Consider the following 14935-nt stretch of genomic DNA (forward strand, 5'->3'; position numbering starts at 1 on the left):
TTAATTTTTTTGTTAGCAATAAAAACAACAGTCAATTTTCATAAAAATACATTTATGCGTACATTTAAACAGCTTTTTGTTAATTAAAAAAGTTTTACAGAGATTTTTCAAGACAAATCGAACTCTAAACAAAGAAAATCATGAACTATCGAATAGAAAAAGACACCATGGGCGAAGTGCAGGTTCCTGCCGATAAATACTGGGGTGCTCAAACGGAACGTTCTAAAAATAATTTCAAAATAGGCTCTTCAGCTTCTATGCCTATGGAAATCATCTATGGTTTTGCTTATCTTAAAAAAGCGGCTGCTTTTGCCAATTGTGATTTGGGTGTTTTAAGTTCTGAAAAAAGAGATGCTATTGCTGCCGTTTGCGATGAAATCCTTGCAGGAAAATTAGACGATCAATTTCCATTAGTAATCTGGCAAACCGGTTCAGGCACACAAAGCAACATGAACCTTAACGAAGTTATAGCCAATCGGGCACAAGTTTTAAAAGGATTTAATATTAGCGAAGGCGAACCTTTTATCAAAGCCAATGACGATGTGAATAAATCACAATCCTCTAATGACACCTTCCCTACCGCCATGCACATTGCGGCTTACAAAGCGATTATGGAAATTACCATTCCCGGAGTAGAAAAATTACAGGCAACCCTAGCAGCAAAAGCAACCGAATATGCAGCTGTAGTAAAAATAGGTCGTACGCATTTAATGGATGCCACACCTTTAACATTAGGACAGGAACTTTCAGGATATGCCGCTCAATTGTCATTTGGTCTAAAAGCACTGAAAAATACCTTACCTCATTTATCCGAAATTGCTCTGGGCGGAACCGCAGTAGGAACCGGATTAAACACTCCCAAAGATTATGATATAAAAGTGGCTCAATATATTGCTCAATTTACAGGACTACCTTTTGTTACGGCCCAAAATAAATTTGAAGCCTTAGCTGCTCATGATGCCATTGTAGAATCGCATGGAGCATTGAAACAATTGGCAGTTTCCCTGAATAAAATTGCCAATGATATTCGAATGCTGGCTTCAGGGCCACGCTCGGGAATTGGAGAAATCCTGATTCCTGAAAACGAACCTGGTTCATCCATCATGCCCGGAAAAGTCAATCCTACCCAATGCGAAGCCCTGACTATGGTTTGTGCCCAGATTATGGGCAATGATGTTACCATTAGTGTTGGCGGAATGCAGGGACATTATGAATTGAATGTTTTCAAACCCTTGATGGCGGCTAACTTTCTGCAATCGGCACGATTACTGGGTGATGCCTGCGTTTCTTTTGACGAACATTGCGCTCAGGGAATTGAACCTAATTACAAACGCATCAAAGAACTGGTTGACAACTCGTTAATGCTGGTAACTGCCCTAAACACTAAAATAGGCTATTACAAAGCCGCAGAAATTGCCCAAACTGCTCATAAAAACGGAACTACTCTTAAAGAAGAAGCGGTTCGTTTAGGCTACGTAACTCCGGAAGATTTTGATGACTGGGTAAAACCGGAGGAGATGGTGTGATTTTTAACCGCAAAGTCCGTAAGGCTCTTTCTTCTTATTGTTTTGAAAAACGCAAAGTTCACAAATCTTTGCGGACTTTGCGTTTTTATTTAAACTTTCCTAAGTAATTTCTTAGCGTATTTTGCGGTAAAAATCAGACCAATTTATAATCTGCAAAATCTTGTAAATAACTAAATCTTGGAGTCAATTTGCCTTTTTCGGTGATTTTTGCTCGTTGTAAAATCCCGTCTTTATCCCCATTGAAAAAAGCGGGAATTACGTGTTCTAAAAACATTTCGCCAAAACCTTCACTGGAATCCTTTGGCAATTCACAAGGTAAATTATCAACCGCCATCACCACAATCGCTGCCGGATGAAAAAGATCCACTTCTTTATTTTCTATTGGCAAATAGCCATACAAAGGCTCTTCGATAGTTGAAGAACGTAGTGTGCAGACAATTGGTCCATTAATATCACAGGAGATATCGGCAACTACTTTTATCTTGCAATCGTTAGACTGAAGCATTGCTCTGCTGAGAATTTGAGGTGCTTCATTAGCATGAAAGTGTGCCGTAATCAGGATATCGGAAACTTTAGTAAAACGCTCAAAATTGCTTTCGTAATCCTGAGAATTTTTGAAAAAATCGGCTATTTCTAAAACTGTTCCGTCTTTTCTTTTATTGTATTCTAAAACATCAATTTGAGTATAAACCGGCTGCGTGTAGTTTTTAGTCAAATAATTCTCCACCGTAACAGATTTGACTTTAATGGCATTTAAAATTTCTTTTACCCCACTTCCTACTTTTCCCGTTCCCGTCACCACAAATTTAATGGGAGGCAATGTGATTCTTTTTAAATGACGAATCAAATCTTCTTTACCGGAAAGTGTTTCGGCTTTTGGTAATTTAAACAATTCAAATTTTATTCCGAATGCACGGATACTATTATAAGTTCCCACCATTCCTGCATAATATCCAAAACCAATCAGACGATGATTATGAGCATCTACAATCGTTTCATGATCATAAAAATCAATATTTTTTGCCAATAAAGCCTGTAACAAAGCTCTGTTATGCGGTTGTTTTTTTATAGTATGCGAAAAAAAGAAATAAGACTTTTTAGGAATCAAATCTTCAACAGGAACTTCTTTTACGCCAAACAACACATCACAATCGCTGATATCATTCGTCACTTCAATACCTAAATTTTGATATTCTTCATCAGTAAATGTTCTAACAGATGAACTTTCAACTTTAATACTCACTTCCGGATAAAGTGTTTTTAATTTTACTAATGCACTTGGCGAAAAAACCACTCTTTTGTCGGCCGGAGTTTTTCGTTCTTTTATTATTCCAAATTTCATATATCGATATTCCTTATAATTTCTCATTTTCAAACAGTATTTTACTACATACAAAAACAAGATTTTTAGTTGTTAAATTATTTCCTTTTTAGACAAAAAACATGAAAAGCTGAAAGCCAAAAAGATAGAAAAAAGTTCTTCAAAAACTTTCAAAAAATTCTGTTAACATTAAAAAAAACAGAAAACAAAAGCGTTTGATTCTATATATTTGCCATTATAGCCCTATGACAATGATTTTGATAAAAAAAACAAATATACTACAATTACTCACGCTTATTTTAGTTTTTAGTTCGTGTAACCAAAAGAATAAAGAAGGAATACTTTCAGACAACGAGTTACCTAAGGATACACTCCCTCACATGGAGCCTCCCAAAACAAAACTTCCTAAATTAACCGCACAATACATCAATTCTAAAAAAAATGCAATAGAGCATTTTTATAATAAAAACTGGCCTAACAACAGTATGAACGGTAGTTTTTTGGTGGCAAAAAACGGTCAGATTATATTTGAAAAATACGAAGGAATGGCTAATTTTAGAGACGAAAGACCTATTACAGCCACTACTCCGCTTCATCTGGCATCAGTAACCAAAGTTTTAACGGCATCCGCTGTTTTAAAATTAATTGATGCTAAAAAAATTGGTTTAGACCAAAAGGTAAATACCATTTTACCAACTTTCCCTTTTCCTGAAGTAACGGTAAAAATGCTTTTAAATCACCGCAGCGGTATGCGCAATTATGCTTATTTCACAGATAAAAAAGATGGAGTTTGGGATCGTCATGACATCTTGTCTAACAAAGACATTGTGCATTTAATGGCCACAAAAAACATTGGTCTTGAATCCAGAACAGGAACCCGTTTTGCTTATTGTAATACAAACTATGCCGTTTTAGCTCTTATTATCGAAAAAGCAACAGGACTTAGTTATAAAAAAGCAATGGAGCGTATGATTTTTAAACCATTAGGAATGAATCATACTTTTGTTTTTGATTACGAAAAAGATAAAGACTCAGCTGTTACCTCTTATAAAGGGAATAAAGTAGAAATAGGGAAAGATTATCTTGATAAAATTTACGGAGATAAAAACATCTATTCTACTCCCAGAGATTTACTAAAGTTTGATATGGCTAGAAATTCACCAGATTTTTTAAGTCCAAAATTACTAAAACTGGTCTATACGCCTTTTAGTCAAGAACGTAAAGGAGAGAAAAACTATGGTCTTGGAATCCGAATGATTAACTGGGAAACCGGACAAAATTTCTATTTTCACAACGGATGGTGGCACGGAAACACCTCATCCTATATTTCATTGCCAAAAGAAAAACTCACTATCATTGCACTATCTAATAAGTTTACAACAAAAACCTATCAGGTAAAAAAAATAGCTCCTTTGTTTGGTGATTATCCGTTCAAATTAGGAAAAGAGGATAAAGAGGAATAATTTTTGCTATAACATTTTTTTCGAATACTAATAGTAAAAGATAAAATTGTACATTTGCACTCTCAAATTTTTGAGTATAAAACTGGGGTCGACTGGTTTTGACAGCAAGTCGAATTGAACAGTAAGCACGTCGAGCATTGAGACCTTGCTCGTAAATATAAGATCTCAAACTTTTACACGGCGAAAATAACTACGCTTTAGCTGCATAATCCGAATTATAGTACGATTGCGCCACGTCCCTACAAGGTAGGGAAGCTGGATTCTCCTTGAAAGCCTTGGTTTGTGGCGTTCAGTTCAGGGGAACCGTAAAAATAGACCTAGATTATCATGAGCTTCGGGTGATTTTCGAAAATTAAGAAGATAAGTGTTAAGTGGCTGTTTCTGGCCTTGCTTAACATCGAAAATTCAATCAGGAAATAAGCGTGTAGAAAGCTCTTTAGTTGCTTGTTTGGACCCGGGTTCGATTCCCGGCGACTCCACTTAAAAAATCCGTAAAACACTAAAAAAACAAGTGATTACGGATTTTTTTTATCTATTTTCCCGACATTTTCCCAACAACACTTTAAAACTTATTTACAATAGAATACAATCCTTTTTTAGCTGTTTTAGCCTCTAAATTCCATTGTTGATATATTGGAAGCTTTTCGCAAAAAACGTCGCTGTATGGCTTTGCATAACCTTCCTTTATCATCGTTTCGTTTAACATATCTCCATTGGGTAATATCAAATAACCTAAAGTTCTGCCATATTTATCAAAAAGGTTATTTTCCTCCTGGATTAAATTAGAAATCATACTTGGACTAATTTGTTTAAAAAGTGAATTTTCACTATCAATAGACATAAATTCAGCTGTCAAACTAAGTGCTACAATCTCTAAATCAGACATTTTGCCACTTCGTCCTACTCTTATCTTAAATGCTGAATCATGATTCAAAGAACTTATAACTTTTAAAACCTTAAAATAATTTTTAACTATATTTGATATCGATATTGGTTGTTTATCGACTTCAATACACTGATTTTCAGCGTCTTGACCGATATCTAATCAATTTAATTTACTTCAAATAATTTCGCCCAACAGGTACTATTTATTATTTAGGAATAGATTATTTAATATTGTATCAACTATTTTAGCACCATAAAAACGAATAATTTCATTTTTTTCCATCTCATTACCACGCTCAAAAACTCTTTTGATAATGGCTTTTTGTGTTTTTCCCAATCAATTGTAGTTATTTCAGTACGACAAAACAACACTTGTCTTAAGTTTGGTAAATCTGTACGGGATTTCTTTTACTTTATTTTTGGTAATGTGGTCAAAAATAGTTGGTGGATTTTGATTTTAGATTAGTTATATTTCAAAATCAAATTAAAGAGGGAATTGGCTCGAAAACCTTTATTTTTGATAATTAAATTTTCAGGGAAGACTACACACAAAAAACTCTCTTTTCCAGCACCTTGCATGTGATTAAATTTATTTTCTAATTTATAAATTGTTAAATAGCCCTATTAAAAATGTAAATAAGCCCTCTTATTTACTTATTTAAATAATAATTTTGCTCTACCTTGCTGTTTATTTATGTATGTTTTTGACTACAAAAAAAACAAATCAAAATCTTAATTCCCTTAATGAACAAAAGAATTATTTCAATTAAAAACCAAAAATGAAAAAAACGCTATTCCTCATAATACTATTATTTGGCTATTCATATTCTTTTGCTCAAAATGACTTAACTTTATGGTATAGTACTCCATCAAAAGCATGGACTGATGCCTTACCATTGGGAAACGGAAGATTGGGAGCTATGCTATATGGTATTCCTCAACGTGATACTATTCAAATTAACGAAGATACATTTTGGTCAGGAAGTCCATACCAAAACAACAATCCTAATGCGTCAAAAAGTCTCCATAAAATACAACAATATTTGGAAGACGAAAACTATGTAGAAGCTCAAAAACTGGCATTAACCGATATCATAGCCAATCGAAACAGCACTTCTCATGGACAGGTTTATCAATCGATAGGCAATCTCATATTAAATTTTCCCGGACATGAAAATTTCAGTCATTTTAATAGAAAACTAGATTTAAACACAGCAATAGCAACTACTAGTTATAAAATTGGTAATATTGAATACCTAAGAGAAATTTTCACTTCTTTTCCTGACCAGTTAATTATTATTCATCTAACATCCAGTAAAAAAGGAAGCATTAGTTTCAGCACTTCCTTTTCTGGTCCGTTAAAGAAAAATATGACCATAGTAGCTACAACTGTACCAACAGAACAAAACGAACTCCTTATCGCTACAGGAAAATGTACCCGGGAAAAAGAAGAAAACATTTTAAATTTACTCCATTTTAACTGCCAAATTAAAGTTAACTCCAAAGGCGGAATACAAAATGCGGAATATAACAATATCAATGTATCCAATGCTGACGAAGTGACTATTTATATTTCGGTTGCAACTAATTTTATAAACTATAAAGATATTTCCGGAGATGCCGAAAAGAAAGCAAGTGAATATTTGACTAATTTTTCAAAAAAATATGAAACAGCCAAAGAAGACCATATAACAGCTTACCAAAAACAATTCAAAAGAGTTACATTGAATCTTGGGCAATCTTCTCAGAAAAACAAACCTACTGACCAAAGAATTGCAGAATTTGCAACTAATGATGACCCCGGACTGGTTTCAACTTATTTTCAATTTGGTAGATATTTACTAATTAGCTCTTCGCAAAAAGGAACACAACCAGCCAATTTACAGGGAATCTGGAATCCAAATTCAGGACAATACCCTGCATGGGACAGTAAATACACCACAAACATCAACGTCGAAATGAATTACTGGCCGGCAGAAGTTACCAATCTAACAGAATGTCACGATCCTTTTATACAACTGGTAAAAGACGTGAGCATTACCGGAAAACAAACTGCTAAAGAAATGTACAACAGCCGTGGCTGGACGCTTCATCATAATACTGATTTATGGAGAATGACTGGAGCTGTTGACAAAACAGCTGGAATATGGCCTACCTGTAATGCCTGGTTCAGTTCGCATCTATGGGAAAAATATCTTTTTTCAGGTGACAGAAATTATCTGACAGAAATATATCCTATACTAAAAAGTGCCTCTGAATTTTATCAGGACTTTTTAATTAAAGATAAAAAAACAGGTTATCTGGTAGTATCACCATCCATTTCCCCTGAGCACACACCAGGCTTGCATAACTATGAAGAAACAAAACCTGATGGTAGCGTCGTTAAAGAAAGATGCAACGTTTTTGCCGGTGTAACAATGGATAACCAATTGGTATTCGATCTTTTATCTAATACTATTGAAGCATCTAAAATTCTGGAAATTGATAAAGATTTCTCAAAACAACTCGAAAATCTTCGTTCCCAATTACCCCCTATGCAAATTGGAAAACACTCCCAATTACAGGAATGGATTGAAGATTGGGATCGGAAAAATGATTCTCATCGCCATCTTTCTCATTTATGGGGTGTATTTCCGGGTAGCCAAATATCAGCTTTTAAAACACCTGAACTTTTTGAAGCCTCAAGAAATTCTTTGATTGGCAGAGGCGATGCCAGCCGAGGATGGTCAATGGGATGGAAAGTATGTTTGTGGGCACGCTATTTAGATGGTAACCATGCTTACAAATTAATTCAAAATCAGTTGAATTTAAAACCTGCAAGTGCCACAATAAAAGAGCCTGACGGAGGAACATACAGCAATATGTTTGATGCTCATCCTCCATTTCAGATTGATGGTAATTTTGGCTGCACAGCAGGCATTTCAGAAATGTTGATACAAAGCCATGATGGTGCCCTAAGTTTTCTACCAGCATTACCGGATGCATGGAAAGACGGTTCTGTATCAGGTTTAAGAGCTCGAGGAGGATTTGAAATTGAAAATATGGAATGGAAAAACAACAAATTGTATAGTGTAACGATTAAATCTAATTTGGGTGGAAACCTTCGATTAAGAAGCTACAATAAACTAATGGGAAAAAATTTAACAAAAGCTAAGGGAGACAATTCTAACCATTTTTATAAATTTCAACCTATAGAAAAAGCAAAAATTTCTTCTCAAGCTAAATTAGGAGAAATTAAAGCTCCTCCAGTTTTTGAATATGACACTGCCACCGAAAAAGGAAAGAGCTATACTTTTCAAATAACAGAAAAATAAAAAAATTAAAAGTTTATTCAAAAAACAGATGTATTCTATTAGGAAGAAATCATTTTCAATAAACACTTAAAAAAAAACAAACTTTAAATAAGTAAAGCCAAAAAGAAAATTAATAAAATTATTATTGTATAATTTTGTTTTAATCTCACTAAAATTACAATGAATACCTTTTTAAGAAAGCATTTAATATTAATTCTAAATCTGCTGTATCACTCCGTAATATTCAGTCAGGAAAACTACGCATTCGAACAATATCACGTAGAAGACGGACTTCCGCATAATATTATTAACAGGATCATTCAGGATAAAAAGGGATTTATCTGGATCGCCACTACCAATGGACTTAGTCGCTATAACGGTTATTCATTTGCTAATTTCAAGCCCAAAGTTTCAGATAAAATTATCATGAAAAATAATCGTATTGATAAAATTCTTGAAGATACTGTTGGAAGAATTTGGATAACCTCAGAAGCAATAGACTCAAGAGTATATTGTTTCGACCCTAGAACAGAATCTTTTTGGAGTCCGGAACTTATAACAAACTTAGTCAATAAAAAATTTAATATTGGACAAATTAAAATCACAAAATCCGGGAATGTATGGTTACTTTCAAAAAATGATGATGGATGTATTTTAGTCTCCAATTCGAAATACTCTACAAAGGTGTTTCACAAAAAACATAACAACTTAAAAAACAACAAAATAAACAATGTTTTTGAAGATTCTAAAAAACAAACATGGATATTAACTAACAATGGAATAACCTTAATAAATACATTCAAACCTGCACAGCAATCAATTACATTTCAAAAGAAGAATCAGAAAAATTTTGAATTCTATAGTGCAATTGAATTGGAAGATGAAATTTATTTTGGGGGTTCAAATGGTAACTTGGTTATCTTTTCAAAAGAAAACAAAAAACTAAAAATAAAAAACCTTCCATTAAATGCTAATATTATACAATTAAAAAAACTAGATCCTCAAACTATTTTAGCAATAACTGACCAAAAAGGATTTTGTACAATCAATCTGATTACTGCTGTAATTACTAAATTCGATTCAAACACATTACCTCAATTAAAAACAAACGATTTAATACCTATAGCCTTTACAAAACAACATCAATTATGGTTTAATACTACCAAAGAAAAGGGGATTTACTTATTTGATTTTAAATTAAAAAAACTTTTTAATTTTCCTGGAATTAAAAATGATCCGGTAAATACTACCACACCTCTAAATGCCTTTGTCATTACTGACAAAAAGGGAACTATTTGGGTTCAACCATATGGAGGTGTATTTTCTAAATTTAACAATGCTCAAAAAAAACTTATTCCTTTTAAACTACCTAACAGCTCAATATCAAATGGTTTGCATACCGCTTTTTTTGATCGCCAAGGTAGTTTATGGTATAATATCGAAGCTACTGGTCTATCTAAAATTACATTTAGCGACTATAATTTTATAAATTCTCCTTTACAAAATCCCCCCAGAAACGTCAGATCCCTATTTCAGGATAAAAGACAAAATATTTGGGTTGGTACAAAACAAAAACAAATCATACTTTTTGATAAAAATTTAAATCAATTGGGCATGATTGCACCAACAGGAATGCTAAATCAATCTGCAAGCTGGTCAAAAACGGCTTATAGTATTATTGAAGATAAAGACCAAACAGTTTGGATTGGAACAAGAGGTGACGGCCTATATAAATTGACACCTCTGAAAGAAGCATATCATTATAAAGTTGAACATTATTTAAATAACAATAAAAATAACTATAGCCTTAGCAGCAATGATATTTATTCGGTATATGAAGATCATAATGGTTTAATATGGATAGGTACATTCAATGGTTTGAATCTTATTGAAGAGGATAAATTCGGGAAACTTCGTTTTATTAACCACAAAAATCGATGGACAAATTACCCATTAGATTCGTTTAATAAGATTCGTTGCATTAAAGAGACTAAAGAAGGAGTGATTCTGGTGGGTAGTACTGGAGGCTTAGTAGCGATAAAATCAAGCAAAAATCGTTTTCATAATCTGGGAAATTTAAAATCTTATAATATCAGTTCCCATAAACCAAATGGCTTAATGAGTAATGACATTATGGATATTTGTATTACCCAAAAAGGCCTAACAATCTTAGCAACAGCAGATGGCGGAATCAGTAAAGTGATTTCAAAAAATCATCAGGGATTTCCCCTTCAATTTAAAACATTTGGAAGAAATGAAGGTTTACCCTCCGCGAATATGCTTTCTATAGTTGAGGATAACAACCATAAAATCTGGACAGCAACTGATGATATATTAACCCGTTTTGATTACAAAAAGGAATACTTTGAAGTTTTCCCTGAATTAAAGTGGATTCTTTCCAACACAAATTTTTCTGAAGCAACAAAAATAAAACTACAATCTGGTGAACTATTATTTGGCTATACAGAAGGAATTGTACGCTTCTTTCCTAATCAAATAAAAACCAATGATTATGCACCCTATTTAGCTTTTACTAATCTTCGGCTATTTAATAAGAAAGTAGAAATCAATAGTAATAATTCGCCTTTAATTCTTTCTTTGGACAACAATAAAAAAATCGTTTTGAAACACAATCAAAACTTTTTCAATATCGAGTTTGCTGCCCTGGATTATAAAAACCCAAAAAACATCAAATATGCCTATAAACTCGAAGGTTTTGATGAGAAATGGAATTTTGTCAACAATCAGAGAACAGCATTTTATACCAATGTACCTAAGGGAAGCTATACCTTTAAAGTAAAATCGACCAACAGTCAGGGAAATTGGGTAGCAAACGAAAGAAGTTTACGCATTAAAGTTGAACCTTCTATTTGGAATACAACGCTGGCTTACATTATTTATGCGCTGTTAATTATAGGGTGTATCCTTCTGATAAATCGTACAATGATTACCATTTACCAATTAAAAACGAATGCCAAAATTGAAAAAGATATGTTTGATATGAAACAGAAGTTTTTTATCGATATTTCTCATGAATTGCGCACGCCTTTAACTTTGATATCCGGCCCAATCGAATATTTAATAAACGATAACCGAACACCTGAGATCATAAAAAAACAATTATCCTACGTATCCCAAAGTACAAGCAGACTTCAAAGACTCGTTAATCAGATATTGGATTTCAGAAAAATTCAGGATCAGAAATTAAAAATCTCCGAAATAAACTTAACCGAATTTGCCAGTGATATTTTTAATAATTTCATTGAAATTGCCCAGGAAAAAAAGATTAACTACAACTTAGAAATTTTAGATGATGATATCAAATTATGGGCTGACCGAAATGCTTTGGAAAAAATCATCATGAATCTTTTATCGAATGCTTTTAAATACACTCCTGATGAAAAAGCAATACGTCTTCGCATTTATAAAAACGATAAAAAAATAGGATTAACCGTAATCGATGAAGGTATTGGGATTTCCGAAGAGCACCACAACAGCATCTTTAACCGCTTTTCTTCTTTCAATAAAAACAGCAATAACCCAAGCACCGGTATTGGTTTATCGATGGTAAAAGAACTGGTTGAAAAACATCATGGTGAACTTAATTTTGAAAGTAAAACCAATAAAGGCAGCAGCTTTTCTGTGTTTTTCAAACAAGGATACAGCCATTTTACTGACGAGGTAGAAATTATTACCGAAGAAGAATCTAAAGAAATAGTTGAAAATAAATTAATCAAAACACAGCCGATAACACTTTATAATAATCCGGAAGACAGTCAGGAAAAAATAAAAATATTAGTTGTTGAAGATGACCTTAAACTACGTACATTCCTTAAAAATGTTCTCGAAGATGATTATGAAATTCTGGAAGCCGAAGATGGTGAAATAGCGTACCTAAAAATTCTGGAAGCCACTCCTGATTTTATTATCAGTGATATTATGATGCCTAAACTCAACGGCGTGGAACTTTTACAGAAGATAAGAAACAATATCGAAACCAGTCACGTTCCTGTTATCCTTTTAACCGCAAAAACTACGATAGAAAGTCAACTGGAAGGACTTTCTTATGGTGCCGATGATTACATCACTAAACCTTTTAGCGTTTCCTACTTAAAAGCGCGAATCGTTAATTTACTCGAACAACGAAAAAGACTGCAGGGCATTTTTGATTCCTACGAAAAAAGCGATGACCCAAAAGAGTACAATCCTAAGCCTTATTTAATTACGGATCAGGACGAACAAATCATGCAAAAAGTAATGCTTGCCATTGAAGAAAACATTGATAACAATGATTTCTCGGTAGAAGATTTAGGCAGTGTCGTGGGACTGAATCGCACTTCTTTTTATTACAAAATAAAAAGTCTTACGGGTTATACTCCTGTTGAATTCATCCGAGATGTACGAATTAAAAGAGCTGCCCAGTTACTAATGAACAGTCAGTTATTAATCAAAGAAATTGCCTATATGACCGGCTTTTCAGACATGAAATACTTCACTAAATCTTTTAAAAACAAATACCATCTAACTCCGAGTGAATATCGTAAGGAAAATAAATAGAAGTCTAACACTAAAGGGAAGAAACTCCGCCTCTCGACTACGCTCGAGGTGACAAAAATAATCAATTATACGACTCCTATTGTCAGGTCGAGCGGAGTCGAGACCCAAGCTGAGTAGGTAGATACTGTCTCGTCCTAAAAAAGTTTACATTTTTACATTTAATCCAAAAAAGGCTGTCCGAAAATTACTTTTCAGACAGCCTTTTAATTTTATATCGATATTCTAATTTAGTCTTTTGTCACTCTAAACCAATCCACATTTACATAACCAGCATTATTAATTTTGCCTTCTCTTAAAGCCACAAATCCCATTTTGGCGCCAATCCAGGTTCCTTCTGAAGCTTTAAATTCAGCACCTGCTTTCATGAATTTTTTATTATCATAGCTGTAATAAAACTGGCATTTGGCTCCATTTTCAACCTTTACTCTGAAATACAGTGAACCACTGGTCAAATCGGCTATTTCGGTACTAATTTCCGCCTTTCCTTTATCGGCTTTGTCTCCTATTGCCTGAACCAACTTCAACTTTCCTTTAATTTGTTTTACTGCAATATAACTATAACTTCTTCCCATGATTAGGAAACCAAATTCTTCATTATCAAAATTGGGTTTAAAATCAAATTTTGCGGTGGCGGTAAATTCATTTGCCGGGAATTTTTGAGCCAAAATATTCGGCACCTGCCATAAACTCACATAATTATCAGGCTTAGTAATACAATTCATTCTGTAATAGCCCATTCCTGTTGATGGATAACCCCAGACTAATTGTTTATTAGCATGCCATTGCCATTGCAATCCCTGATAAGGTTCATTAAATTCGTCTGATTCCGGAGGAGTTACTATTGGATATTGCGCTCCAACATTTGGCTTTTTGTAAGTCGACACAGGTTCGCCAATGCCATTTTTATCATAATCAACACCCATAACTGGCCAGTTGTCTTTCCATGACATTGGGTTAAGGTGTACCACACGACCATAAGCTCCCTGGTCCTGAAAATGCAGAAACCAATCTTCGCCGGTTACCGTATCAACCCAGGCACCCTGATGAGGACCGTTGATATTGGTTTTACCCTGTTCTAAAACCACTTTCTCTTCATAAGGTCCAAATATATTTTTGGAACGCAAAATTAACTGCCAGCCTGTGGCCACACCACCTGCTGGGGCAAACACATAATAATAACCGTTTCTCTTGTATAATTTAGGTCCTTCTACCGTTTGGTGTTTTTCGTGACCATCAAATAATATCTTATCATCATCATAAGCTGCTGTGGCATCTTCGCTCATAGAACAAATCATAAGCACACTTTTAGATCCTGCTCTGCTTCCGGCAAGAGCGTACCCCAAATAAGCCTTTCCATCCTCATCCCAAAATGGAGCCGGATCAATAATACCTTTATCTGCTTTTACTAAAACAGGCTCACTCCATTTCCCGCGGGGGTCTTTGGTTTTAATCATATAAATCCCGAAATCAGGATCTGGGTAAAAAATATAAAATTCACCTTTGTAATAACGAATACAAGGTGCCCAAACTCCATTACCATGTTGGATCTTATTATACACTTCAAAAGGCGGTTGTTTTGGCAATGCATAATTAACCAACTCCCAGTTGACCATATCATTAGAATACAAAATAGGCAAACCCGGAATGCAATTAAATGAGGAGGCCGTCATATAGTAATCCTTACCCACCCTGCAAACATCCGGATCAGAATAATCGGCATAAAGAACAGGATTTTTATAACTGCCATTTCCTAAATCTGAAACCCAGACTTCTGAAATATTTTTTTTATCATTCTGGGCAAATGAACTTCCTAAAACAGAAAGAATAAATACCGAAGCAAACTTAAATTTTCTCACTTTTTATATTTTTTTATTTAACACATACTAAACT

Annotated in this window: 8 protein-coding genes and 1 other RNA gene; 5 read left to right on the top strand and 4 right to left on the bottom strand. The window is 34.0% G+C overall.

The window, feature by feature from the left end; translation table 11 throughout:
* The first annotated feature begins 140 nt into the window (after window positions 1-140).
* On the top strand, window positions 141-1526 hold the full coding sequence (gene fumC / locus IEV84_RS11930) for a class II fumarate hydratase (protein WP_188494507.1): 1386 nt from the start codon (window positions 141-143) through the stop codon (window positions 1524-1526).
* 133 nt (window positions 1527-1659) lie between these two features.
* Here the strand turns inward: fumC and IEV84_RS11935 are convergent, their stop codons facing one another.
* Window positions 1660-2868 (bottom strand): NAD(P)-dependent oxidoreductase, encoded by a 1209-nt coding sequence (locus tag IEV84_RS11935; protein ID WP_188494626.1) that lies wholly within the window; start codon window positions 2866-2868, stop codon window positions 1660-1662.
* Between the two features lie 224 nt (window positions 2869-3092).
* Between IEV84_RS11935 and IEV84_RS11940 the strand changes: the two genes are divergently transcribed.
* Together IEV84_RS11940 and ssrA are read left to right on the top strand one after the other, a co-directional pair.
* Window positions 3093-4310: a serine hydrolase domain-containing protein gene (locus IEV84_RS11940; RefSeq protein ID WP_188494627.1), complete on the top strand. Its 1218-nt coding sequence runs from the start codon at window positions 3093-3095 to the stop codon at window positions 4308-4310.
* Between the two features lie 84 nt (window positions 4311-4394).
* Window positions 4395-4792: a transfer-messenger RNA gene (gene ssrA, locus IEV84_RS11945) on the top strand.
* A gap of 80 nt (window positions 4793-4872) precedes the next feature.
* On the opposite strand, the gene IEV84_RS16565 is transcribed toward ssrA, so the two are convergent.
* Both IEV84_RS16565 and IEV84_RS16615 read right to left on the bottom strand, forming a co-directional pair.
* Window positions 4873-5295, bottom strand: coding sequence for a thermonuclease family protein (locus tag IEV84_RS16565; protein WP_444542651.1), 423 nt, complete (start codon window positions 5293-5295; stop codon window positions 4873-4875).
* 99 nt (window positions 5296-5394) lie between these two features.
* On the bottom strand, window positions 5395-5532 hold the full coding sequence (locus IEV84_RS16615) for a DUF6922 domain-containing protein (protein ID WP_373282912.1): 138 nt from the start codon (window positions 5530-5532) through the stop codon (window positions 5395-5397).
* A gap of 442 nt (window positions 5533-5974) precedes the next feature.
* Here IEV84_RS16615 and IEV84_RS11955 point away from each other — a divergent pair, with 442 nt between their 5' ends.
* The gene (locus tag IEV84_RS11955; protein WP_188494509.1) at window positions 5975-8509 is read left to right on the top strand and encodes a glycoside hydrolase family 95 protein; all 2535 of its coding nucleotides are present in this window, start codon (window positions 5975-5977) and stop codon (window positions 8507-8509) included.
* A 159-nt stretch (window positions 8510-8668) separates the two neighbouring features.
* Window positions 8669-13045, top strand: a complete 4377-nt coding sequence (locus IEV84_RS11960; protein WP_188494510.1) for a hybrid sensor histidine kinase/response regulator transcription factor — start codon at window positions 8669-8671, stop codon at window positions 13043-13045.
* A gap of 227 nt (window positions 13046-13272) precedes the next feature.
* On the opposite strand, the gene IEV84_RS11965 is transcribed toward IEV84_RS11960, so the two are convergent.
* The gene (locus tag IEV84_RS11965) at window positions 13273-14901 is read right to left on the bottom strand and encodes a glycoside hydrolase family 43 protein (protein ID WP_229732668.1); all 1629 of its coding nucleotides are present in this window, start codon (window positions 14899-14901) and stop codon (window positions 13273-13275) included.
* Between the last annotated feature and the right edge of the window lie 34 nt (window positions 14902-14935).

This window comes from Flavobacterium palustre, assembly GCF_014639535.1.
Classification (GTDB): Bacteria; Bacteroidota; Bacteroidia; order Flavobacteriales; family Flavobacteriaceae; genus Flavobacterium; species Flavobacterium palustre.